The sequence below is a fragment of the Halorhabdus amylolytica genome (assembly GCF_004944975.1).
Taxonomy (GTDB): Archaea; Halobacteriota; Halobacteria; order Halobacteriales; family Haloarculaceae; genus Halorhabdus; species Halorhabdus amylolytica.
Window position 1 is genome coordinate 96540 of the sequence record NZ_SPQG01000001.1, and the last position, 21473, is coordinate 118012.

The following is a 21473-nucleotide window of genomic DNA, read 5'->3' on the forward strand; positions in this document are numbered from 1 at the left end:
TGCGATGACCGACGACGAGGTGCACGAGGGGCTGGCGGACGTGACAGTCACGGAGACAAGACTGAGCGATATCGACGGCGAGGCTGGACAGCTGTGGATCGCGGGCTATCCCGTCGCCGAACTGGCAGCGAACGCGACGTATCCCGAGACGGTCTTCCTGTTGTTGTACGACCGCTTGCCGGACGCCGCGGAACTCGAATCGTTCGAGGATCGACTGTGCTCGTATCGCACGCTCCCTGAACCCTGCCACGACGCCGTCGTCGCGGCCGCCCAGCGTGGGGCCGGGCCGATGGCCGCTCTCCGAATGGGTGCGGCGACGGCGACAGCCGTCGAGCCGAACGATCCCGAGGCCGACGCTCTTCGGTTGATCGCTCGGTTGCCGACGATCACGGCGACATATTGGCGGGTGCTATCCGGTGAAGAACCGATCGAACCGCGCCTCGATCTCGGCCACGCCGCGAACTACCTGTATATGCTGACCGGCGAGGAACCGACCGACGCTCAGGTCGCGGGCCTGGAGACGTATCTCACTGCTGTCGTCGATCACGGACTCAACGCCTCGACGTTCACCGCCCGGACGATCGTTTCGACGGAGTCGGAACTCGTCTCGGCGATCACGGGTGCGATCGGCGCGCTCCGTGGGGACCTCCACGGTGGCGCGCCGGATCTGGTCCTTCAGATGCTCGAAGACCTCGAAGCCACTGACGACGTCCGAGCGGAACTCGAGACACGTCTCGACCGTGGCGAGCGGCTGATGGGTTTCGGCCACCGGGTGTACGACGCACGCGATCCGCGGGCGACTGTTCTCGAAGACGCCACAGCTACGTTCTACGAGGGAGAGAACGATTTCTTCGCGATGGCAAAAGACGTCGAAGCCCAAGCGAGGGACCTCCTGGCCGAGCGCAAGCCTGAATGGGATCTGGAGACGAACGTCGAGTTCTATACCGCCGTGTTGTTACACGGCGTCGGGATCCCATCGGAACTGTTCACGCCGACGTTCGCAATCTCGCGGGTCGCCGGCTGGAGCGCCCACTGTCTCGAACAACTGGAAGACAACCGCTTGATACGTCCGCGCAGCACGTTCGTCGGAGAGCACGGCCAGGAGTGGGTCCCGGTCGAGGAGCGATAGGTTCTCGAGGGAGGGACCACTCCACAACCGGCCGAACCTGCTCCCTTCCGACTGGTTTTACTCGTCGTCCCCGAGGGAAAGATATGAGTGTCGACACCGACAGCGGGGAAACCGAGATCGAAACGGTCGACCGACTCGCCAGTGAACTCGGCGCGGCGATCGCCGACCTGCCCGAACACGAGGCGTTCGTCGAGGCCAAAGCCGCCGTCGAGGGCGATGAAGTGGCACAGGAACACATCGCGACCTTCGAGCGCAAACGCGAGGAGTTCCGCCGGGCACAGCAGCGCGGCGAGGCCAGCGAACTCGATCGGCGCGAGTTAGAAAAAGCCCACCGAGAACTGCAGTCGCTTCCGGTTATGGAAGAATACCTGCAGGCCCAGAGCGCCCTCGAACGACGCCTTGGAAGAGTAAACACCGCGATCTCGACGGAACTCGTGGTCGACTTCGGCGAGAAGGCCGGCGGCTGCTGTCAGGACTGATTCGGGATTTCCATCTCGACCCCGTAACGTTTAGCTTATAGCCGATCGCCAGTAGAAGCATGGTCAGTTCTGACTGGGGCGAATGGCTCCCGGAAGCGATAGCGAACACGACGCCCGAGGGGGTCGCGATCTGGTATCTCGGCTGTAACGGCTTCGTACTCAAAGACCGCGCGGGGACGACGCTGTTTATCGATCCGTATCTCGGGACGGGCAACCCGCCCCGGACAGTCCGGATGCTCCCGGTGCCGTTCGACCCCCGGGATGTCCGTGCGGCCGACGCAATCCTCGCGACACACGAACACGTCGATCACGTCCACGGACCGAGCCAAGCCCCGATCCTGGCGGAGACAGGCGCAGGGTTCCACGCGCCACCCGCGAGTATAGCCGTCACAGACGAGGAAGCCTGGACCGACGAGTGGAACGTCAGTGAAGACCAGCTCTCGACCGTCGACGTCGGTGATACCTTCGAAGTCGGTGGGTTCACAGTCAACGTCGAAGCGGCGAACGACCCGGATGCCGAGGATCCCGTTTCGTACGTCATCGAACACGAGGCAGGGGTGTTCTTTCACGGTGGCGACGCGAGGCCGGGCGCGTTCGAGTCCGTCGGCGAGGCCTACGACATCGACCTGGGTGTCCTCGCGTTCGGTAGCGTCGGCATGATCCCTGACGGGATCGGCGAGGAGCCGACGCGGACGCGGTGGTACAGCGACGAGAACGAGATCGTCGAGGCCGCCAACGAACTCCGGCTGGACGCCCTATTGCCGAGTCACTGGGACATGTGGAAGGGGATGAATGCGGACCCGACGGCGCTGTACGAACACGTCCGCTCGTTCCCCTATCCCAAGCGACTCGACATCGTCGAGATCGGCGATCGGGTCGACCTCTGAGTCAATTCTGTTGACTGCATATCAACTCCCGGCAGAAGTAACTTTAATACGATTGCTCGACCGACGTATGTTCATGAGCAACACGCAGACCTACGAGTCAGTGAAGGTTTCCTCGGACGGGGTGACGGTGGTCAAACGGTTCGAGGCCGACGAGTTCCCGGTGCCGGCGATCGCGTTCAACATCCAGTCGGCCCGGACCGAACCGGTGACGGTCACGCTGACTGACAGCGTCCCGACGGACGTGGCTGTCGAAGACCTGGGTTTTCATCCGGAATACGGAAGCGAGTACTGGACCATCGACGAAGACACGATCTCGTTCGAGCGCGAGATCGACGAAGACTCGGAGTACACCACGGTCTATGGGATTCGCGCCACCGGGACCGACGATGTCGAGAAGTTCCTGACCGAACCGACGATCGAGTCGGTCGACCCGCCTCTGGAAGACGAAGGGGATCTCGTCGAGGACGCCGGTAGCGATGTCGTTCGGGACGTAATCGCCGGTGAGAGCGACAGCGTCCCCGGTCTCGAGGAAACCGACGACGAGGAGATCGAGACGCTCGATCTCGCCGACCCCAACGAACCCGACGAGAGCCCGGCGTCGGGTGGCGGGGATGGCGACGAACCGACCGTCGGGGGGGTCCAGCCTGGTGCCGTGGCGAAGACCCTCGCCGCGGAGATCCGACAGGATCACGTCGACGAGGCGACCCTCGAGGTCCTGGAGGAGGAACTCGATCTCGGATCGAGTACGGATGAGGGTGCCGTCGACGCCAGGATCCAGCACCTCCAGAACGAAGTCGCCGATCTCTCCGCGTACACAACCGCCCTCGAGGAGTTCCTCGACGAGAACGGCCAGGGCGAAGAACTCATCGAGGAGTTCCGCGACAGACTGGAGGACTTCGACAGCGAGCTGGAGACCGTTCACAACGAACTCGAGAACGTACAGGGCGAGATAAGCTCCGTCCGATCGACCGTCGAGGACAACGAGGAGACTGTCGAGGACGTCGAGGCCACGGTCTCGGATCTGGAGAGCGAAGTCGAGGAGGTCAAAGAGCAGGTCGGCGACGCCAGCGAAATCGACGAGATCCGGGAGGACATCGAGGATCTGGAGGCGTGGCGCGAGCAACTCTCCTCGGTTATCGGCGGCGCCGAGTAGGGATCCGGTTACAACTCAGGGGAAAACCCCGTCTTTCACGGCGGAGAGGATGTCGATTCTGCGTGTTCCACTCGAAATCGGTCTCGTTTTACGCGCGCCCCCGAACTCACTTCTAATGACGACCGTGCGGATCGCCGTCCCGCGGAAGGGCAGACCCCTCGAAGCCGTGCTGGAACGGATCTCGTCGAGAACGGGGGAGACCGCCCTCGCCGACGACATCGTTTCGACCCTGCGCTATGAGAAAGCCATCGCCAAGGGAGAGCAGACCGCCGAGACGACAGTCTACGAACGACTGGCCGAGTACAGCGATCCGTCGGACCCGACCGCCCCGGAGTTCTCCCTGTTGCGCGACGATCGGGAGTCGATGCCGCGGCGGATCGTCTTCGACAGCGTAACCCTCCCCACTGACACCGTCGACCTCCAGTTGATCGGCCGAGAGGAACCGTTTCGCGCCCTGCGAAAACACGAGTTCGCCCTTGGCTTCGACAGCGCTGACCTCGTCCTCGAGGAGGTCGTTCGGCTGGATCCTGAACCGCTCGCGACAGTCACGGCACTCAACGAGCGGATCGATCCCCGCGACACCGACGTCCGAGTCTCCACGGGACTGGGTGATACTGTCTATCACACGCTACTGGCGACGCCGCCCGTCGCGCGCTCGCTGGCAGGGGAACTCGATCGGGATTCGGTCGCAGCCTACGAGGGCGGACTCTGTCTCTCGCCGCGGTACGAACGACTGGTCGAAGCCGTCCTGGGCACACGTGCTATCGATGGGATCGAGTTCCGTCATCCCGACCGCGAGCAGTCAGAGGAAGCTGCCATCGCTGAAACTGGGTTGGGAGTGTACCTGACAGTCAGTGGCTCGACCGCCCGCGATCACGGTCTGGTCGTCGGTGAGCGGCTGTTCCCGAGCGAGACCGTCCTGCTGGAGAACGGTGCCGAGTCGCGACCGGGCGTCGAACAGGTCACCGAGCTGCTCGAAGGATCAGTCGTCGACACTGCCCTGACTGTGCAGTGATCTAGCAATCGCTACCGCCGCCGGATTCGGCGGACCACTATCGCTGGACCGCGAATCCACCGATCCGCACCGTCCGTTCGACGGTCGGACTGTTTACACCGTCAGCCCGTACAACCACGTCGAGTGCCCGGGGCGTTTCACCCGATGGGAGTGACCACTGCGCGACGACGGAATCAGTGGTGTTCGGTGACAGCCGATCGCTCGTCACCGTCTCCTTCCGGGTCGTTCCCCCGCCGGTCGTCACTGGGCCAAACGTGACGACGCTCGTATCGGAGCCGTGATTGGTGACGGCGATCTGTAGCGTGAACAGCCAGCCGTCAGCTGTCGTCTGGATCGATCCGGACTCGATCGTCGCAGTCACGTTCGCTTCATCGACGCCTGCGAGGAGGTTGTCACCGACACTGAGTGCGTCCGGCGTCGGGGTTGTCGCGTCCTCAGCGCCGCCGAAGTGCTGGCCGAACAGGCCGAAGAACGTCACCCCTTCGATGACGACCGGAATGGCTATCGCGACGACGAGCAATACTTTCGCGAGTGTCGTTCGATCCATCGATAGTGAGCGAACACGCGGGTATCAGACCGGGAATCCCGGAGTGCCGGGCGCAAAGATGCCGTCGCCGAGCATGCCGGCCAGCGGCGGGCCATAGGCGATCAGGATGAGCACGATCGCGATCGCCGCCCACAGCTTGAGGTTGTCCAGGACGCGCGGCGAACTCTCGGGACCCGACAGCGCCGGCGGGAGATGACTGTTGACCGAGAGCGTTCCGCGGCCCCGTTCGGCGAGCCACGTCCCGATCATGACGGTCATGAACATGCTGAGAGCGACGAAGAGGATCGTGCCGCCGAGCACAATCTGGAGTTGCATCTCGCCCATCCCGCCGACTACGTTCGGGAACGTCGCATCGACGACGTTGTACTCGGGTTCAGCCGTCCGGCGGGGGACGCCTGCAAGCCCCGCCCGGTGCATGGCATTGGACATCAGCGTCATCCCGATGAACCAGACGTACGGCTGGACGGTCGCCAGGGTGCGATGCTGGAGACGTTTCCCCGTGATCTGTGGCACCAGCCAGTAGGAGACAGCCATGAACGTCAGCGCCGCAGCAGTGCCGACGGTGAGGTGGAAGTGCCCCGGTACCCACAGGGTATTGTGAATGAGATAGTTGATGTTCATCCCGGCGTTGATCATCCCGGAGAAGCCCCCGGCGGCGAACATGATCCCCGCCAGCGCACAGCCCGAGAAGGCGGGATTGTCCCACGGGAGCTTCCACAGCCAGCTGAGGTAGCCTTTTCCGCCGCGCTGGCGGGCACCGTGTTCCATGCTCGCCACGACGGTGAAGGCGGTCAAGAGGCTAGGCAACAGTAGGAACATCGTGTTCGTCATCGCGATGAACTTGAAGCCTTCGGGGATGCCGGGGTCGACGTACTGGTGATGGAACCCGACGGGTGTCGAGAGAATGACGAACAGCACGAAGACGACACGGGCCAGGGTGTCGCTGAGCAGGCGGCCGCCGGCGAGTTTCGGCAGGATGGTGTACCAGACGAAGTACGCGGGCATGAGCCAGAAGTACACCACGGGATGGCCGAAGTACCAGAACAACGTGCGGGTCAGCAGGGGATCGACCTCGCTGATCAGTCCCAGCGACCACGGAATCAGGAAGACAACGACCTCGACGGCGACGCCGACCGTCGAGACGTACCACATGATCATCGTCGTCAGGACCATGAACGTCTGGAGCGGGATGCGCTCGCCGTCGTTATCCTTTCGCCAGCCCCAGTAGGCCAAAAACCAGTCGAGACCGGCGATCCAGGAGCCGACGATGAGCAGTGCGGCACCGACGTAGAAGACCGGGCTGGCCTGCAACGGCGGGTAGAACGTGAACAGGACGTCCGCACTGAGTGGCAGTTCGGGCACGAACCCGCCCAGGATCGAGACGGTTGCCAGGATAGTCCCGACGAGCATGACGAGAAACCACGACCACGTCAGCCGGGGATTTGGGAGGGACCGTTCCAGACTGTTTGTGACGCCCCAGGTGAACAGTCCGGCGATGAAGAACGTCGTAAACACCAGCGCCAGCAGGACACCATGGCCGGTGAGGACGGTGTAGTAGTCGGTAGAGTTGATCAGTCCACGGAAGAAGCCCGTCCGGTGGACGGCCTGTATCAGGCCGAAGATCCCGCCGATCGACAGCGCCGCGAACGCGACGCCGAAGTTCGCGCGCACTACCTTCGCCGCGTCTGGGTAGTCGTCGACGTATGCCATGTCAGGATCCTCCCGGGCCGTCGTATTCTGCCTGTGGGACGACTTCGATGGTGCCCTCCATCGTGTGATGGCCGCCACCGCAGTACTCGTGACAAACAATACCATACGACGCAGTTTCGTCGAAGTCGACAGTTAACTCCGCGACCTGACCGGGGATGACCATCGTATTGACGTTCGTCCCGGCGATGTTGAACCCGTGAGTCACGTCCGGACTCGTGATGTGGAACGTCACTGTGCTTCCGGCCGGCACCTCGATCGGCTGGCTCGTCCCCGGGGCAAACTGGAACTGTCGGGCGACGACGTAGACGTCGTACTCGTTAGGCCCGGTCTGTCGAACCCCGGGGTCGTCGAAGGCGGTCCCCGATTCGCCCGCGGCGACAGCCTCGGGATCGATCGTCCCGCCCGAAGCGTCGACCATCTTCACGCCCGGTCCCAGCGCGCCGTAGGCGATCGTCGCGATGAATCCGACGATCAACAGCAGTGCGATCGCGATCCAGACTTTCTCGAAGCGATGTATCTCCATATCTGATCCCTCCTAGCCGATCACCGTCGGGCCGCGCCCGAGGAACTCCACGAAGTACATGAACACCCACAGCAACACGACCAACACGAGGTACCCGAGGACGAGCGAGAGTGTCCCGGACGGGTCGTACTCGTCGTGTTCGATCGTCGTCTCGGGTTTCTCGACGGGCGCCTCTTCGGCCCGGGGCGGCCCCTGATCGACTTCGTCGACTCGTTGCAACTGTTCGCGGGTCTCCTCGCTCGGACCTGACGGGCCGCCGCCACGCCGGTATCGCAGGAACGCGGCGAACAAAAGCGGCGACGCGACGGCCAGCCCCAAACTCCCGACCAGGAGCCAGGCCCCTTCGGAGAGACTGATCCCCCCCGGGGAGCCGCCGCCTGCGTCGGCCCCGGCACCCATGTCTCCGACGACGATCGCACCCTTCATGCCGACTGCGAGGTGTGGATCGCAGTAGTATTTCGAGATCCCGGTCTCCTCGAAGGTGTGCTCGAACGTCGTGCCTGCCTCACGGACCGGATCGCCCGAGGAGTAGCCGTCGTTCTCAGCAACGACGTTGTGGGCGCTACCCTCGCCGGTCCACTCGAAGACGACTGTCGTTCCAGGGTCGACGCGGACGGCGGCCGGCCCGAACGCCCAGTAGTCGCCGTTGCCCTCGACGCCGACCTCGACGGTGACTTCCCCCTGGCCGCGGCGATCGACAACCCCGTCGAAATTCGAGACGTCCGAGAACCAGCCGTCGAAGTCCACGCCGCTCTGTCCGGCGGCCGTGCCGACGGCAGCCACGCCGCCCGCAGCGATTGCCGTGCCGGCGGCCCCGCGAAGCAATCCGCGCCGGCTGACTGTCGGTCCGGCGTCCTCGCTCACGGGACCGTCACCTCCCGATACGTGTGATTCGATCGGCACCCGCCAGCTGTCCTGGATCGTCCGTCTCTCGCCGAGACGGGCGCCGTCGGCGGTCCCACCTTCGATGGGTGGTCCTGCACCATGCCCGATAGCTTTCCCCTCTCCCGTATAAAACCAGCCTTCTCTTGTAATCCCATGAAATGAGGGGTTGGGTTTTAAGCACTCGAACCCGAAGCGCCGGTTATGGAACTCGACGTGCGCATCTATCCCCTGCTCGCATTGCTGGCACTCCTGCCGGTCGCGGCGTTCGTTCAGGGTCGTTCGATGCTGGCGGTGTTGTCGCTGGTGAGCGTGCTGGTGATCGCCGGATCCTTGTCGCTGATGTTCGGAATCGTCGAGCCCAACGGGGGCGAACCATCGGCGTGACGGATCGATCCGCAATCAGTGGATCGGCTCGATCGAGCGCGCGCTCGCCCGGGCGGGAGTGACCCGCCAGAGATGGCTGGATCGCTCACCGACCCGACGCTGGCCGTCCTGTTCGCCGTCGGCTTCTTCGGCGGCGCTCATTGCCTGGGGATGTGTGGGCCCCTTGTGACGCTGTACGGCGAGCGGATGACCGGTCGAACGGATCGCGGGCCGAGCTTCCACGAACTCCGCCAGCACGGACTGTTCAACCTCGGACGCGCCGGTAGTTACGCAATCATTGGGGCGCTGCTCGGAGCCGTCGGCTCGGTCGCCGCGACCGCCGCCGGGTTCGGTCCGCTGGCTACCCAGGTCCGTGCGGGGGCGGGTGTCCTCGTCGGGGCGGCGATCGTCCTCGTCGGCCTGGGATACGTCCGATCGGGGACGAGTCCCACCGGCGGTTCGCTTCCCATCGTCGGGTCGGCGTTCGAGCGCGTGACCGGCGCGCTGACGACGCGCGTCGATCGACTCGCGGACGGTCCCGGGATCGCCGCGCTCGGGGCCGTTCACGGGCTTCTTCCCTGTCCGTTGCTGTACCCAGCGTACCTCTACGCGCTTTCGACCGGGTCGGCCCTTTCGGGTGCGCTCGCACTCGGCGCGCTGGGACTCGGAACGATCCCGGCCCTGTTCGCCTACGGGACCGCCTTCCAGTCGCTCCCGGTCGGGACGCGTCGGCACCTCCATCGCGCGCTCGGCGTGGCTTTCGTCGTTCTCGGGACGATCCCGCTCGCCCGCGGACTCACGCTGTTCGGCGTCGCTGTCCCCCATCTCCCGCTACCGATGCCACCCACTCTCTCGTAAGTATGTCCGATAGCTGCACCCTCTGTGACTTGCCGACGCCCGACCCGCCGGTGACCGGCGATGGCGTCGACGGGACGTTCTGTTGTCGGGGCTGTCTCGAAGTCGCGAGCACGCTGGAGGACGTCGAAGATACGGACGCCGAGACTGCGAACGAAGTCATCGAGACCGGTGACGCCGCGTCCGCGGAGGGGGAGACAGCCTACCTCTCAGTCGATGGGATGCACTGTGGGACCTGTGAGGTCTTCGTCGAGTCCCAGGCGGTAGAGTGTGCGGGCGTTGGCGCTGCGGAGGCGAGTTACCCTTCGAACACCGTCAAAATCGTGTACGACGAGGAACGGACAGACGCGGGTTCGATCGCGGAGGCAATCTCGGGACTGGGCTACGCCGCGAGCGAACGCGAACAGGGCGATCACGACACGGAAACGATCCAGCAGGGACGGCTATTGGTCGGTGGCTTTTTCGGCATGATGACGATGGTCTGGTACGTCCTCTTCCTCTATCCCGCGTACCTCGGGCTCGAAGATTTCGTGCTGTTCGATCTCGCGGGACCGGCCGGTACGTACCTGCTGGCGAACGTCTGGATCATGGCCACGATCGTCCTTGGGTACACCGGCTTTCCGATCCTCCGCGGGGCGTACGTCAGCCTCCGGGCCGGGCATCCGAATATGGACCTGCTCGTCGCCCTGGCGGCGACGACGGCTTACGCATACAGCGTCGTCGCGTTCGTCCTCGGCCAGACGGAGCTGTACTTCGATATCACCGTCGTCGTGATCGTGGTCGTGACGCTGGGAAACTACTACGAGAGCCGCATCAAACGCCGGGCCGCTGGCGGCCTGGGCGAACTGACGGCCCAGCAAGTCAAACGGGCGCGCCGCCGGACGGCCGACGGCACGGAAACGGTTGGCGTCGAGCGACTCGCACCCGGCGAGGAAGTGGTCGTCGAGAGCGGCGAGCGCGTCCCGGTCGACGGGACCGTCTGCGAAGGGAGTGCTGCCGTCGACGAGTCACTGGTAACCGGTGAGTCATTGCCCGAACGCAAACAGTCCGGCGACGCGGTGATCGGCGGGTCGCTAGTAACCGACGGCGGGCTCGTCGTCACGGTCGCCGAAGGCGCCACGAACACGCTCGATCGGCTGATCGATCACCTCTGGTCGATCCAGAGTTCCCGGCCGGGCGTCCAGCGGTTGGCCGACCGGATCGCTGCGGTGTTCGTCCCGGGGGTGCTCGCGATCGCCGTCCTGGCTTTCGTCGTCCACCTGGTGATCGGGTCTGAACCGACAGCCGCACTGTTGACGGGGCTGGCCGTCCTCATCGTCTCCTGTCCCTGTGCGCTCGGACTAGCGACGCCCCTCGCCGTCGCCTCCGGGATCCGTGCGGCGCTCGACCGCGGGATCGTCGTCACCAGCGGCGCGGCCTTCGAACGGGCCGAGACTGCGGACGTCGTCGCATTCGACAAGACGGGGACGCTCACGACAGGGCGACTGACGCTGCTGGAGGTTCCCGAGGAAGACATACTCCGGCGGGCCGCAGCTCTCGAGCAGTTCGCCGCCCACCCGATCTCCCGGACCCTGGTTGAGGCCGCTGACGGACCGTTCCCCGAGGTAGAAGACGTCGGGACCCATCCCGGTCGTGGGGTGGGCGGCACAGTCGACAGCAGTGCTGTGTTGGTCGGCTCGCTCGCACTGTTCGAGGAACGGGGCTGGGAGGTTCCGGAATCCCTCCAAAAGCGTGCCCGAACGGCCAGCGATCGCGGGCTGATCCCGGCGGTGATCGGCAAGGACGGGGAGGCAGAGGCCGTCGCTGTCGCGGGCGACGAGCCGCGTCCGGAATGGGAAGAAACCGTCGAGACCCTGGCCGCGGATCACGAGGTCGTCGTCATCACAGGTGACAGTGAGCGTGCAACCGCCAGGTTCCGCGAGCATTCCGACGTCGATCGGGTCTTCGCAGGTGTCCCCCCGGAAGCGAAAGCCGAGACGGTCCGCCGACTCGGGACGGAAGGGACCGTCGCGATGGTCGGCGACGGAAGCAACGACGCGCCGGCGCTGGCCGCGGCCGACCTCGGGATCGCGATGGCGAACGGGACCGAACTCGCGGCCGAGGCCGCCGACGCCATCATCACGGACGGTGAACTGTCCCCAGTCCCGTCGGTGTTCTCGTTGCTGACGGGTACACGCCGGCGTATCAGACAAAACCTCGCGTGGGCGTTCCTGTACAATGCCATCGCGTTGCCGATCGCCGTCGCCGGGCTGTTGAACCCGCTGCTCGCTGCGGTCGCGATGGCGACCAGTAGCCTCCTCGTGGTCGGGAACTCCGCCCGATCGCTGTCCTAATCGGATGTGACTGTCTTCAAGCGATCAGATGTGACTGTCTTCAAGTGATCGGGTGTGACTGTCTTCAGGCGATTGGATGTGACTATCGAACGATCGGGTGTGACTATCGAACGATCGTGACCGGGACCGTCGAGCGTCGGAGGACTTGCTCGGCGACGCTCCCGAGGACGAACCGCGAGAGCCCCTCCCGGCCGTGACTGCCCATGACGACGTGGTCGACGGACTCCTCGGTCGCGTACGTGACGATGCTCGAGGACGGGCGGCCGACGGCGAGTTCCTCGGCGACGACAGTGAGATTGGCGTTCTCGGCTGTCTCACGGGCGTCTGCGAGAACGTCCTTTCCCCTGTTCGTTGCCTCCCCCGGGGAGTCGTCCCAGTAGCCCGGCAACGATGTCCAGTCGAAGTCGTAGCTCGCCTTGACGTGATCGACGACGTAGAGGAGATGCACCGACGCGTCCGGGAACTCGCGCGAGACGAACGACAACGCACGCGCCGAGAGCGGCGAGCCGTCAACCGGGACGAGCACGGACTCTACCATATTTCCTGTGGAACGGACACACACATCAAGGTTCGCCCTTCCGACGGTCGCCCTCGTTCGAACAGTCCGTCTGATCGCCGTCGGACCGACGACGGACCTGGGACGGGAGACGTGACATCAGTTCGACCGGCCGGTCAATCGATCTCGCGTCACCATGTACGTGGTCGTGATGACCGCTCCCACGGTCAGGAAAACCCCGCTCAGGAGACTGAGGGCGGTACCGATCCCGAGATATCCGGCGAGGATCCCGATGACGGCCGGGAACAGCGAAACGCCGACGTAGTTTGCGCTGGTCGCGACGGCGTTGACTGGGCCGCTGTATTCGGGGTGTTCGTCGACACCGAACGCGGACAGCGTCGGGAAGAACCCCGATATCGTCACCCCCAGGCCGAGTATCGCGACGACGAACAGCGGGACGGAACTCACGGTGAAGGCCAGGTAGACCAAGGGTGCAGAGACGATCGCGAGCGCGAGCGTCAGCGGAAGGTACGGAACCCGTTCGACGACGACGCTGTAACCAGCCCGGGCAGGGATGTAGGTGAACAGGTACCCTGAGAGGATCAGATTCGCCTGCGCGTCGGTGACGAACTGGCTGGCGAAGTACGGCAACCAGGTGAAGATACTCCCCTCGATCCCGCCACTGAAGACGAGTGCCCCCGACATCCCGAGGACTGCCGGGTCCCGCATCACATCCTGGAGTCGAGCGAGCGTCAGACCCCGTTCGTTCGACTGTGAGACGGGCTCTCCGGCCCGGAACAGGAAGGCGAGCGGGACGACGAAGAAGGCGGCGACGACCGGGAAGACGAACCGCCAGTCGGCGACGGCGATGATCACGTTCGCCAGTAGCGGGGCCATAGCGCCGCCGACCGCCCACGCCATCGCATAGAGGTTGAACACCCGCCCACGCTGGGTGGGATAGAGGTGACTCAACGCCGGCCGATCCAGCGCCCGGACGACCCCATCCGCGGTTCCCTGAATCAGCAACATCCCCAGAAAGAGCACGTAGATCGGCGCCCCAGCCATCGACACCAACGCGACGATCGCTACTCCAAGCCCGCCCAGGATCGTCCGCCGGATCGGCAGATGTCCGGCGAGTAACCCGACCACCAGGACGGCCAGCAGGAATCCAGTGGTCCCCGCCGGCGCGACCAGTCCGAGGACGGCCTCGGAAACGTCGAACGCGTCGGCGACACGGGGCAACACTGACCCTCGCATCTGGAAGGCAAGGGCGTCCCCGACGACGAACGCAAAGATGGCAGCGGTCCAGCGCTGTCGATCGTTCACACGTCGGCATACGTTCCTGCGGTGAAAACGTTCATCATTCGTCGCAGTCCGGAGGATCGACGCCGCGCGATCGCTCACCGGCGCCGATGACCAGTGGAAGGCTGTCAGACGGGGAGCGAAAGAGAGGGCGATGGCTGACGATCGGCAGACGTCTAGAGCGCGTCGGGAGTCTGTCCCTGACGTGTGAGTGCGTTTGTCCGGGAGCCGGTCGGTGGCGACGTGGATCGCCGACAGAGTGTGTCGATCGTGGTAGCGAAGGGGCAATCAGCGGACGACCGTTACCGGCGCAGGTGCGCGACGGAACACCGTTTCGGCGACGTTACCGACGAGGAGTCGATCGACGAGTGACCCGCCGTGACTGCCGATGACGACGTGGTCGAACCCCTCCGCCCGGCTGACGATCGCCTTCGCCGGACTCCCCATCCCGACGTCAGTGTCGATCTCGTGGTCGTACTCGTTGGCGATCGTATGTGCCTTCTCGAGGACGGCCTCGGCGTGGGATCGTTTCGCTGCCTCGAGGTCGTCCTCGATAGCGATACTCATCGCCTTCCCCATCCACGGCGACGGCTCACCGACGACGTGAAAGACAGTTATATCGGCGTCAGGATAGGTATCCAGCGCGTATTCCAGCGCTCGCTCGGCCATCTCGGAGTCGTCCATCGCAACGAGAACTTGATCGGTCATACTCCTGCTACGGGGACAACAATGATAAATACTGACATGGAAGCCGTCCCAGTCCGAGACCACGGACAGAATCAGTACATATACAGCGGGTGATCGGGAAATCAAGGATATGATCAGTCTGTTTCTGTCACTCGGCGTTCTCGTCGCGACGTTCGTCGGGTTCAACATCGGCGGGTCCTCGACGGGCGTCGCCTGGGGACCGGCCGTCGGGGCGAATCTCGTCAACAAGACGGCCGCCGCCGGACTGATGACGGTCTTCGTCTTCGTGGGTGGGTGGACGCTCGGTCGAAACGTCATCGACACGCTCGGCGGTGATCTGGTACCACGATTCTCACCCACGGCGATCATCGTCGTTCTCGGGTTCATCGGGCTGGGGATGCTGGTCGCCAACGTTTACGGCGTCCCAGTGTCCACGTCGATGACTGCCGTCGGGGCCATCTCCGGGTACGGCTTCGCGACGAACACGCTCGATCGGGCAGCCCTCGGTGGCATCGTCGTCTGGTGGCTCGTTGCGCCGATCGTCGGCTTCTGGTGTGGGAGCCTCATCGGTCGGTACATCTATCCGTATCTCGATTCGCGGGTGTCGATCCCCCAGTCTGACGGGCCGTTGGTGACCTATCGATGGCTGGCGGTCGTTCCCGTCCCTCAACTCGGTCCGGGAACGACGACCCGGGAACTATACAGCACGGCGCTCGTGTTGCTCATTGCCTGTTACATGTCCTTCAGCGCGGGGGCGAGCAACGTCGCCAACGCCGTCGCGCCGCTTGTCGGGGGCGGGAGTCTCGACGTCAACGTCGCTATCGCGCTCGGAACGGTCGCCATCGGCATCGGGGCGTTCACTATCGCCCGACGGACGATGGAATCAGTGGGTAACGACATCACGGACCTGCCGATGCTAGCGGCAATCGTCGTCATGGTCGTCGCGTCGACGATCACGACCTTCCTCTCGTGGATCGGCATTCCGATGAGTCTAGCCATGGCAACGATCATGACTATCATTGGCTTGGGATGGGGTCGGGCGACGCGAACGGCAACTGTACCGGAACTGGTTACGGGGAAAGCCCAAACGCAGATCTCGGTAGACTCCCTCGCGGCCGAGACGTCCGACGGGCCACAGTCGATCGGCGAGGAAGAGCCTGAAAAGATCGAAACGGCCACCCAGTTGTTCGATCCGGGAACTGTCGTCCGGTTCGTCTCCTTTTGGATTATCGGTCCCAGCATGGCGACGTTGCTTTCGTTCGCTTTTTTCACCGTCTTCTGAAGACCGCCTGTAACATGCCATCCAGAGTCGACAGTTACCACTCGATCGAGTCCCACCACCTAAGCCACTGTAGGCCGTAGGTCGTTCCCCCGAGAGATGACAGTGGGCCAACCTGAAGAGACGACTGCAGAAGAATCGGTCGCGATCGCCCGCGAGGCCGCCGATGTCGGGGCCGAAGTCGCCTGTCGGTACTTCCGGGAGGGCATCGGCAACGACTTCAAGCGCGATCGAATGGATCCAGTCTCGAAGGCCGATCAGGAGACCCAGGACCGGATCGTCGAGATCTTAGAGGAGCGTGATCCGGCCGCCGAGATCGTCGGCGAGGAGAACGATGCCGCGAAGACCGTCCCCGAATCCGGCCCGGCCTGGCTCGTCGATCCGATCGACGGCACGAACAACTTCGTCCGGGACAACCGTCTCTGGGGAGTCAGCCTCGCCCGGACTGTCGACGGCGAACCGATGGCCGCCGCGACGACACTCCCGGCGATCGGTGACACCTACGCGGCTGGCGCGGGCAGGGTCGAACGCAACGGTATCGAGTGTTCGGCTAGCGATCGGACGGATCCGTCGTCGCTGATCGCCGCGCCGATCTTCGGCCTCAAACAGCGTGATCGGGACGACTACGACGAGGTGACCGGGTACATCCATCACGAACTGGGCGACCTCCGTCGATTGGGCAGTGGCCAGACCTCGCTGGCGATGGTCGCCTGTGGTGAACTCGACGCGGCGATTTCGACTGTCCACATGACTGCCTGGGACACCGTCGCCGGCGCGCACATGGTCCGGGCCGGGGGCGGTCGCGTGACCGAACTGGACGGCGATCGCTGGCGTCACGACAGCGACTCGTTGATCGCCACGAACGGCGAGGTTCACGACGAACTCTTGGCTGGGCTCCGTGACCGTCTCGAACGGCGTTGATGCGAGGGCGAGTCAGTGTGCGCCGCCACCGTACACGATCGTGCGAACGAGCACGAACAGCCCGACGGCGGCGTAGACAACGATCAACAGGACCATCACCGTCGATTCCGGCAGGCGGTTGTTGAGGTAGGCGCCGGCCTGTCCACCGACGACACAGCCCGCGGCGACGAACGACCCCGTGACGAACGGGACCGACAGCCCACTGGTCAGTGACGGCGCGAAGGTCAACAGGCCAACGTTCGTGACGAGCGCGGCGACGATCGTTGCATGGAGAACCAGCGCGGCCGTGCCGGTCGACAGCGCCAGCGGGACACGCCGACGGATCGCCAGCATAGTTTGTGTCAACTCACCGATAGCTATCCCGACCAGGCCGGCGAGGGTCCCGCCCCCGAGTGTGATCAGGACATCGGGAGGTTCCATGTGGAATGCGGTCGTGTCATCGCCGTCGCCCATCAGTGCCCGGCTGTTCGATCGCTCGGCGGGCGTCTCGGCGGCTCCGCCCATCGTTTCGCTGGGCGGGGTCTCGCTGGCGTCGTGGCGATCCGAGAGCACGCGCGTTCGCGGCTCGTAGTCAGTGTGTAACACGCTCAACAGCGACAGTTCGGGCTTCTCGGCGACCGCATCGACGATCGAGGGGCCGTGCTCGTGGGCCTCGTAGAGAACCAGCGACAGGGCGACCAGGAGGACACCGAACCCAATCATCAGCAGCGTCGAGGGCACGGCATACGAGACCGTCCGGGCGAGGACCGCCGCCGGAATCGTGAGTACGAGTAGCTTGCCCGCGACGTTGAAGTCGATCTGATGACGATACCAGTAGGCGGCGACCGACGAGGAGTACCCGAACAGTTCGACGTACAGCGCCAGCCCGATCGCGCCGTTGGTCGCCAGGTCGGGAAAACCCGGCACGAGGACGGGAAACAGGAACAGGAAGGCGGGGACGAACAGCACTGCCGCCTCCATGGCGAAGGTGTTGACGATCGTCGCGATGGTGAACCCCAGGAGCACGAGCGTCAGCAGGCCGACCAGGGGGATGGCGGTGCCGAACATCTCAGCCCACAACCCGTGATGGAGGTCGCGGGCGGTATCCGAGCGACGCATCGTCGCCGACGACTGACTGGCACATACTGGGCTTGCCGTGGATCGATCCGGAAAAACGGCGTGTTCTCGACTATCCCTGTGAGGGGATCACGCGCCGGGTTCAGAGTCCTCTGCGGGCGCTGGCGGTCGGCTCGTCCTCGAAAAAGCCCTTGATGATCTTCTCCTCTGCCCGGTGGAGCGTCTCGCTGCAGGTCGATTTGGCCATGTCCATCGCGTCGGCGAGTTCCGTCAGCGTACACTCCCGGGGCGTGTCGTAGTACCCGCGGTCGATGGCCTCCGTGACGAGCGCAGTCTGGCGATCGGTCAGGACCTGCTCGGCCTCGACGTGCTGGCGCAACTGCTCGACGGTGAAGGAAATACCCAGCGTCTCGAGTTGATCGCCCAGTTCCGAGAGCCGGTCCTGGGAAGCGGTCAACTCCCAGCGGGCCTGGCCGTCGCAAATGTCGAAAGGCAGTTCCAGAGGAATGCCGGAACCGACAATGGGGAACAGGAGAAGAGGGTCGGTCGTCTCGAACTGGACCAGCGCCGTCTCGTCGTGCCGGCCGAGCACGGCCAGGTCGGTAACGGTCTCCTCGTCGTCGATGGCCGTCACGACACCCGCCACGTCCGGCCCGTCGACCTCGACCAATCCCACCCCCGACTCCTCGCCCTTCGGGAACGCCGAAAGGACGCGGATCCGCGAGTCGGGGTGATCCATCGAGAGCGCGCCGATCCAGATCCGTCGCGGGATCGATAACGTCAGCGTGGCGTGTACCATGTAGGGAACCTGTTCGGGCCCCCGTAGGGTAGTTGTTCCGAATATGTTCGGTCAACCGGCACTCGAGCGAGGAAGGTGTTCGACGATAGATTGACGCGGCCCGGGAGTGGAATTGTGGGTATGCAAGAGGTCACCGTCACCAGGGACGTCTCGGCCGATCCCGAATCGATTAGGGCAGGATTCGACGACATGGGGGCGTTCATGGCGGCCGCGGGGTTCGACGAGGTCACAATCACGGGCGACAGCGTGACCGTGGCCCGGAACATCGGTCTCGCCGAACTGGAACTTACCCTCGAGATCGTCGAGAGCGATGCGGACCTGGCGTACGAACAGGTCGAAGGGATGTTCGACGAGATGTGGACGACCTATCGCGTCGAGGGAGAGAGAAAAGGATCGACGATCACGGCGACGACGCAGTTCGAACTCGGCGGGATGATCGGCTCGGCGCTAGATGCGACGTTCATCAAGCGCCAGCGGACGAACGAACTCGAGGATCAACTCGCCTATCTCGATCGGGCAGCCACCGCCGAGTGATCGCCCGGCCGGTTACGAACCCGGCAGAATATCACCCAGCGCGCCGCCGACCGACATCGGTAGGATTGCCGTTGCGAGTTCACCGACGGCGACCAGCGGTTCCGAGAACGTGAGCCGGCCCCACATCGTCATCAACACGAGGGCTGTCGCTGACGCGATGAACAACACGCCGGCGAACCGTCGCGGGATGAATCCGAGGTACGGATCCGTCACGCGTACGTCCTGGATCTCGGCGACGTAGAGGATCCCGAAGACGAGTGCGAACGTGACTCCCGTTGTCCCGAGCAGGAAGGGCGGATACGTCGCGAGATACGCCCCGACCTCGCTGGTTCCGCCCTCGACGAACATCGGGATGCCAAAGAGGACACTTCCAAGCAGTGCTTCTGAAGCGTCCGCCCGGTCGAATCCCGAGATAACGCGCCCGAACGAGCCCTGCTGGCTCACCGACAGGGCGGTCTCCCTGACGGACTCGACACGCTCGCGTTCCTCGGGAGAATCGACGGTCGCCTCGAGTTCATCGAGTTCCTCCACCAGATCGGCGACGTTCGGTTTTGTAGGCGGTTCCGTGGACTCGGACGGATCGACGGCCATGTGATCGGCTACCACCCGCCCGTACAAGAACGTGACCCGGCGGTACGTCACTGGAACACCCGCACGTCGAACCGGCAGAGCAAGACATACGCCGACAGGTAGGCCACGGTCAGGAGGAGCGCTGCCGGAAGCGGCTCTCCGCCAGCGAAGGAACCGCCTACCGTCGCCAGGGCGAGCAACAACACGGACCCCCAGACGAGGGCACTCCCGACGGCGAGAAACAGAAATTCCCCCAGATTGCCGAGAGACACGGTTCCGATCATGACGGGATACGTAGCGCCGACCGCCAGCACGACGAGGACGATCCCGAGCGTCGAATCGGTCAGTGGCGACCCCAGTAGCCGGTTACCGATCGAGAGAACCGGAGCGAGCAGGATCGTCCACCCGAGGATCGCGAACGAGACGTCCATCGTCGCCGAGAGCCACGAATCCAACACGCCCGAGGTACCCCGGCTACGTTCGTCGTTCATACAAACTAACACGTCGACGATCGTGAAAACTGCTGTGACTACTCCCGTCGAACGTCCGCGCCGATCGACTCCAGCACGTCGAAGAAGTCCGGGAACGACACGTCGACGTGTTCGGCCCCGCCGACGGTCGTCTCGCCGTCAGCAACCAGGCCAGCGATCACCAGGGACATCACGATCCGGTGGTCCGCACGGCCATCGACGATCGCCCCCGAGAGGTCCGTGTCGCTCCCGTGGATGGTTAGGGTGTCCTGCTGTTCAGTGAGGTTCGCACCCATCGCGCCCAACTCCTCGGCCATCGCACTGACGCGGTCGGTCTCCTTGTACCGGACGTGCTCACAGTCGACGATGCGGGTGTCGCCCTCGGCTATTGCCCCGAGGACCGCGATCGTCGGCAAGAGGTCGGGCGTGTCCGCGACGCTGACCTCGACGCCCGTCAGATCGGACTGCCGGACCGTGATCTCGCCCGCGTCGCGATCCCATTCGATATCCGCGCCCATCCGTTCGAGCACTTCGACGATGGCCGAGTCACCCTGTGCGCTCGGGTGGGCGCTCGTGACCGTCAGCCCGCCCGGTGCGGCGAGCGCGCCCGCTGCCAGCAGATAAGACATCGAGGAGAAGTCACCGGGGACGGCATACTCACCTCCCTCGGGCTCGTAGGTCTGCCGTCCCGGAACTTCGAATCCGTCAGCCGTCGACACGGCCTCGACGCCGAACGCTTCGAGGACTTCGATCGTGATGTCGACGTACGGAGCGGACTTGAGTTCGGTCTCGAGATCGATTTCGACCCCCTCGTCGGTGATCGCGCCGGCCATGAGCAGGGCGGTGATATACTGCGAGGAGACGTCTCCCGGGATCGAAACCGGGCCCCCATCGACTGGACCTTTCACTACCAGCGGGGCCTGACCGTTTCCGCGGGTACTTTCGGCGCGCCCATCGAGCTGTTCGATCCCGTCGAGCAGCGGCCCCTGGGGGCGCGAGCGGAGGGAGCTGTCGCCCGTGAGCACCGTGATCCCGTCGGCGAGCGCGGCAGTAGCGGTTACCAGCCGCATCGTCGTCCCGCTGTTCGCACAGTCGACGATGTCCGCTGGCACGTCAGGACGACCGTCGAATCCGGCGACTTCGAGTCGATTCTCGCCGCGCTCGACGCTGCCGCCGTAGGCTTCGACGGCGGCCATCGTCGCCTGGGTATCAGCACTGACCAGTGGATCGCGGACCGTCGCGCCGTCGGCGTACCCCGCGGCGAGGATGGCTCGGTGCGTGTAGCTCTTCGATGGCGGTGCCTGTGCCATCCCCTCGACCGTCGACCGGGTGACGTGGACGTCCATGCGCGAGTGGTCGGGAGGGGCCGACATGAGGGTTTCGTAACTGTTAGTGAATTCGAACGGTACCGGTGGCGATTCCGATTCGACAGTGACGAGTGACGAACTGCATCCGCTGTCATGTCGTTCGTTCGGCAGTC

The 21473-nt window shown here is 64.3% G+C and carries 23 protein-coding genes; 11 read left to right on the forward strand and 12 right to left on the reverse strand.

Features of this window, described 5'->3' with window-relative positions; genetic code table 11:
• The first annotated feature begins 4 nt into the window (after positions 1-4).
• The 5 genes from E3374_RS00470 to E3374_RS00490 all read left to right on the forward strand — a co-directional run bounded on the left by E3374_RS00470 (position 5) and on the right by E3374_RS00490 (position 4663).
• A complete protein-coding gene (locus E3374_RS00470; protein ID WP_136686609.1) occupies positions 5-1129 on the forward strand; it encodes a citrate/2-methylcitrate synthase in 1125 nt (374 codons plus the stop codon).
• Between the two features lie 83 nt (positions 1130-1212).
• Positions 1213-1608 (forward strand): YlbF family regulator, encoded by a 396-nt coding sequence (locus E3374_RS00475; RefSeq protein ID WP_136686610.1) that lies wholly within the window; start codon positions 1213-1215, stop codon positions 1606-1608.
• A 59-nt stretch (positions 1609-1667) separates the two neighbouring features.
• The gene (locus E3374_RS00480; RefSeq protein ID WP_136686611.1) at positions 1668-2495 is read left to right on the forward strand and encodes an MBL fold metallo-hydrolase; all 828 of its coding nucleotides are present in this window, start codon (positions 1668-1670) and stop codon (positions 2493-2495) included.
• 73 nt (positions 2496-2568) lie between these two features.
• Complete coding sequence (locus tag E3374_RS00485) at positions 2569-3648, forward strand: coiled-coil domain-containing protein (protein ID WP_136686612.1); 1080 nt, start codon at positions 2569-2571, stop codon at positions 3646-3648.
• 115 nt (positions 3649-3763) lie between these two features.
• On the forward strand, positions 3764-4663 hold the full coding sequence (locus E3374_RS00490; RefSeq protein ID WP_136686613.1) for a hypothetical protein: 900 nt from the start codon (positions 3764-3766) through the stop codon (positions 4661-4663).
• 37 nt (positions 4664-4700) lie between these two features.
• Here the strand turns inward: E3374_RS00490 and E3374_RS00495 are convergent, their stop codons facing one another.
• From E3374_RS00495 to E3374_RS16975, 4 genes are read right to left on the reverse strand one after another with little or no spacing between them, the layout of a single operon-like run.
• Complete coding sequence (locus E3374_RS00495) at positions 4701-5210, reverse strand: hypothetical protein (RefSeq protein WP_136686615.1); 510 nt, start codon at positions 5208-5210, stop codon at positions 4701-4703.
• Positions 5211-5234: 24 nt separating this feature from the next.
• Positions 5235-6920, reverse strand: a complete 1686-nt coding sequence (locus E3374_RS00500; RefSeq protein ID WP_136686617.1) for a b(o/a)3-type cytochrome-c oxidase subunit 1 — start codon at positions 6918-6920, stop codon at positions 5235-5237.
• 1 nt (position 6921) lies between these two features.
• On the reverse strand, positions 6922-7443 hold the full coding sequence (locus tag E3374_RS00505; RefSeq protein WP_136686619.1) for a cytochrome c oxidase subunit II: 522 nt from the start codon (positions 7441-7443) through the stop codon (positions 6922-6924).
• Positions 7444-7455: 12 nt separating this feature from the next.
• The gene (locus tag E3374_RS16975; RefSeq protein WP_248299353.1) at positions 7456-8307 is read right to left on the reverse strand and encodes a halocyanin domain-containing protein; all 852 of its coding nucleotides are present in this window, start codon (positions 8305-8307) and stop codon (positions 7456-7458) included.
• 222 nt (positions 8308-8529) lie between these two features.
• Here E3374_RS16975 and E3374_RS00515 point away from each other — a divergent pair, with 222 nt between their 5' ends.
• From E3374_RS00515 to E3374_RS00525, 3 genes are all read left to right on the forward strand, one after another.
• Positions 8530-8712 carry a hypothetical protein gene (locus tag E3374_RS00515; protein WP_136687406.1) on the forward strand — a complete coding sequence of 61 codons (183 nt, stop codon included), beginning with the start codon at positions 8530-8532 and terminating at the stop codon, positions 8710-8712.
• A 72-nt stretch (positions 8713-8784) separates the two neighbouring features.
• Positions 8785-9549: a sulfite exporter TauE/SafE family protein gene (locus E3374_RS00520; protein ID WP_136686621.1), complete on the forward strand. Its 765-nt coding sequence runs from the start codon at positions 8785-8787 to the stop codon at positions 9547-9549.
• Positions 9550-9551: 2 nt separating this feature from the next.
• Positions 9552-11879, forward strand: a complete 2328-nt coding sequence (locus tag E3374_RS00525; RefSeq protein WP_136686623.1) for a heavy metal translocating P-type ATPase — start codon at positions 9552-9554, stop codon at positions 11877-11879.
• Between the two features lie 103 nt (positions 11880-11982).
• On the opposite strand, the gene E3374_RS00530 is transcribed toward E3374_RS00525, so the two are convergent.
• The 3 genes from E3374_RS00530 to E3374_RS00540 form a co-directional block, all read right to left on the reverse strand.
• The gene (locus E3374_RS00530; protein ID WP_136686626.1) at positions 11983-12417 is read right to left on the reverse strand and encodes a universal stress protein; all 435 of its coding nucleotides are present in this window, start codon (positions 12415-12417) and stop codon (positions 11983-11985) included.
• A 117-nt stretch (positions 12418-12534) separates the two neighbouring features.
• On the reverse strand, positions 12535-13701 hold the full coding sequence (locus tag E3374_RS00535) for an MFS transporter (RefSeq protein ID WP_136686628.1): 1167 nt from the start codon (positions 13699-13701) through the stop codon (positions 12535-12537).
• A gap of 264 nt (positions 13702-13965) precedes the next feature.
• Complete coding sequence (locus E3374_RS00540) at positions 13966-14385, reverse strand: universal stress protein (protein ID WP_136686630.1); 420 nt, start codon at positions 14383-14385, stop codon at positions 13966-13968.
• 109 nt (positions 14386-14494) lie between these two features.
• On the opposite strand from E3374_RS00540, the gene E3374_RS00545 reads away from it, so the two are divergent.
• Together E3374_RS00545 and E3374_RS00550 are read left to right on the forward strand one after the other, a co-directional pair.
• A complete protein-coding gene (locus E3374_RS00545; RefSeq protein WP_136686632.1) occupies positions 14495-15646 on the forward strand; it encodes an inorganic phosphate transporter in 1152 nt (383 codons plus the stop codon).
• A 102-nt stretch (positions 15647-15748) separates the two neighbouring features.
• Positions 15749-16564 (forward strand): inositol monophosphatase family protein, encoded by an 816-nt coding sequence (locus E3374_RS00550; RefSeq protein ID WP_248299354.1) that lies wholly within the window; start codon positions 15749-15751, stop codon positions 16562-16564.
• A 12-nt stretch (positions 16565-16576) separates the two neighbouring features.
• Here E3374_RS00550 and E3374_RS00555 read toward each other — a convergent pair whose 3' ends face one another.
• Together E3374_RS00555 and E3374_RS00560 are read right to left on the reverse strand one after the other, a co-directional pair.
• Complete coding sequence (locus tag E3374_RS00555) at positions 16577-17662, reverse strand: sulfite exporter TauE/SafE family protein (RefSeq protein WP_136686636.1); 1086 nt, start codon at positions 17660-17662, stop codon at positions 16577-16579.
• Positions 17663-17762: 100 nt separating this feature from the next.
• Positions 17763-18419, reverse strand: a complete 657-nt coding sequence (locus E3374_RS00560) for a helix-turn-helix domain-containing protein (RefSeq protein WP_136686638.1) — start codon at positions 18417-18419, stop codon at positions 17763-17765.
• A gap of 120 nt (positions 18420-18539) precedes the next feature.
• On the opposite strand from E3374_RS00560, the gene E3374_RS00565 reads away from it, so the two are divergent.
• Positions 18540-18953, forward strand: a complete 414-nt coding sequence (locus tag E3374_RS00565; protein ID WP_248299355.1) for a hypothetical protein — start codon at positions 18540-18542, stop codon at positions 18951-18953.
• A gap of 12 nt (positions 18954-18965) precedes the next feature.
• Here the strand turns inward: E3374_RS00565 and E3374_RS00570 are convergent, their stop codons facing one another.
• The 3 genes from E3374_RS00570 to aroA are packed head-to-tail and all read right to left on the reverse strand — an operon-like array spanning position 18966 to position 21339.
• Positions 18966-19544, reverse strand: coding sequence for a DUF2391 domain-containing protein (locus E3374_RS00570; RefSeq protein WP_136686642.1), 579 nt, complete (start codon positions 19542-19544; stop codon positions 18966-18968).
• A 47-nt stretch (positions 19545-19591) separates the two neighbouring features.
• Positions 19592-20014 carry a hypothetical protein gene (locus E3374_RS00575; RefSeq protein ID WP_136686644.1) on the reverse strand — a complete coding sequence of 141 codons (423 nt, stop codon included), beginning with the start codon at positions 20012-20014 and terminating at the stop codon, positions 19592-19594.
• Between the two features lie 38 nt (positions 20015-20052).
• The gene (gene aroA, locus E3374_RS00580) at positions 20053-21339 is read right to left on the reverse strand and encodes a 3-phosphoshikimate 1-carboxyvinyltransferase (RefSeq protein ID WP_136686646.1); all 1287 of its coding nucleotides are present in this window, start codon (positions 21337-21339) and stop codon (positions 20053-20055) included.
• Positions 21340-21473: the final 134 nt, after the last annotated feature.

Bases quoted from the DNA above. Each gene is read 5' to 3' on its own strand.
- E3374_RS00470 (WP_136686609.1), top strand. From the start codon at position 5: ATGACCGACGACGAGGTGCACGAGGGGCTGGCGGACGTGACAGTCACG.
- E3374_RS00475 (WP_136686610.1), top strand. From the start codon at position 1,213: ATGAGTGTCGACACCGACAGCGGGGAAACCGAGATCGAAACGGTCGAC.
- E3374_RS00480 (WP_136686611.1), top strand. From the start codon at position 1,668: ATGGTCAGTTCTGACTGGGGCGAATGGCTCCCGGAAGCGATAGCGAAC.
- E3374_RS00485 (WP_136686612.1), top strand. From the start codon at position 2,569: ATGAGCAACACGCAGACCTACGAGTCAGTGAAGGTTTCCTCGGACGGG.
- E3374_RS00490 (WP_136686613.1), top strand. From the start codon at position 3,764: ATGACGACCGTGCGGATCGCCGTCCCGCGGAAGGGCAGACCCCTCGAA.
- E3374_RS00495 (WP_136686615.1), bottom strand. From the start codon at position 5,210: ATGGATCGAACGACACTCGCGAAAGTATTGCTCGTCGTCGCGATAGCC.
- E3374_RS00500 (WP_136686617.1), bottom strand. From the start codon at position 6,920: ATGGCATACGTCGACGACTACCCAGACGCGGCGAAGGTAGTGCGCGCG.
- E3374_RS00505 (WP_136686619.1), bottom strand. From the start codon at position 7,443: ATGGAGATACATCGCTTCGAGAAAGTCTGGATCGCGATCGCACTGCTG.
- E3374_RS00515 (WP_136687406.1), top strand. From the start codon at position 8,530: ATGGAACTCGACGTGCGCATCTATCCCCTGCTCGCATTGCTGGCACTC.
- E3374_RS00520 (WP_136686621.1), top strand. From the start codon at position 8,785: ATGGCTGGATCGCTCACCGACCCGACGCTGGCCGTCCTGTTCGCCGTC.
- E3374_RS00525 (WP_136686623.1), top strand. From the start codon at position 9,552: ATGTCCGATAGCTGCACCCTCTGTGACTTGCCGACGCCCGACCCGCCG.
- E3374_RS00530 (WP_136686626.1), bottom strand. From the start codon at position 12,417: ATGGTAGAGTCCGTGCTCGTCCCGGTTGACGGCTCGCCGCTCTCGGCG.
- E3374_RS00540 (WP_136686630.1), bottom strand. From the start codon at position 14,385: ATGACCGATCAAGTTCTCGTTGCGATGGACGACTCCGAGATGGCCGAG.
- E3374_RS00545 (WP_136686632.1), top strand. From the start codon at position 14,495: ATGATCAGTCTGTTTCTGTCACTCGGCGTTCTCGTCGCGACGTTCGTC.
- E3374_RS00555 (WP_136686636.1), bottom strand. From the start codon at position 17,662: ATGCGTCGCTCGGATACCGCCCGCGACCTCCATCACGGGTTGTGGGCT.
- E3374_RS00560 (WP_136686638.1), bottom strand. From the start codon at position 18,419: ATGGTACACGCCACGCTGACGTTATCGATCCCGCGACGGATCTGGATC.
- E3374_RS00565 (WP_248299355.1), top strand. From the start codon at position 18,540: ATGCAAGAGGTCACCGTCACCAGGGACGTCTCGGCCGATCCCGAATCG.
- E3374_RS00570 (WP_136686642.1), bottom strand. From the start codon at position 19,544: ATGGCCGTCGATCCGTCCGAGTCCACGGAACCGCCTACAAAACCGAAC.
- E3374_RS00575 (WP_136686644.1), bottom strand. From the start codon at position 20,014: ATGAACGACGAACGTAGCCGGGGTACCTCGGGCGTGTTGGATTCGTGG.
- aroA (WP_136686646.1), bottom strand. From the start codon at position 21,339: ATGGACGTCCACGTCACCCGGTCGACGGTCGAGGGGATGGCACAGGCA.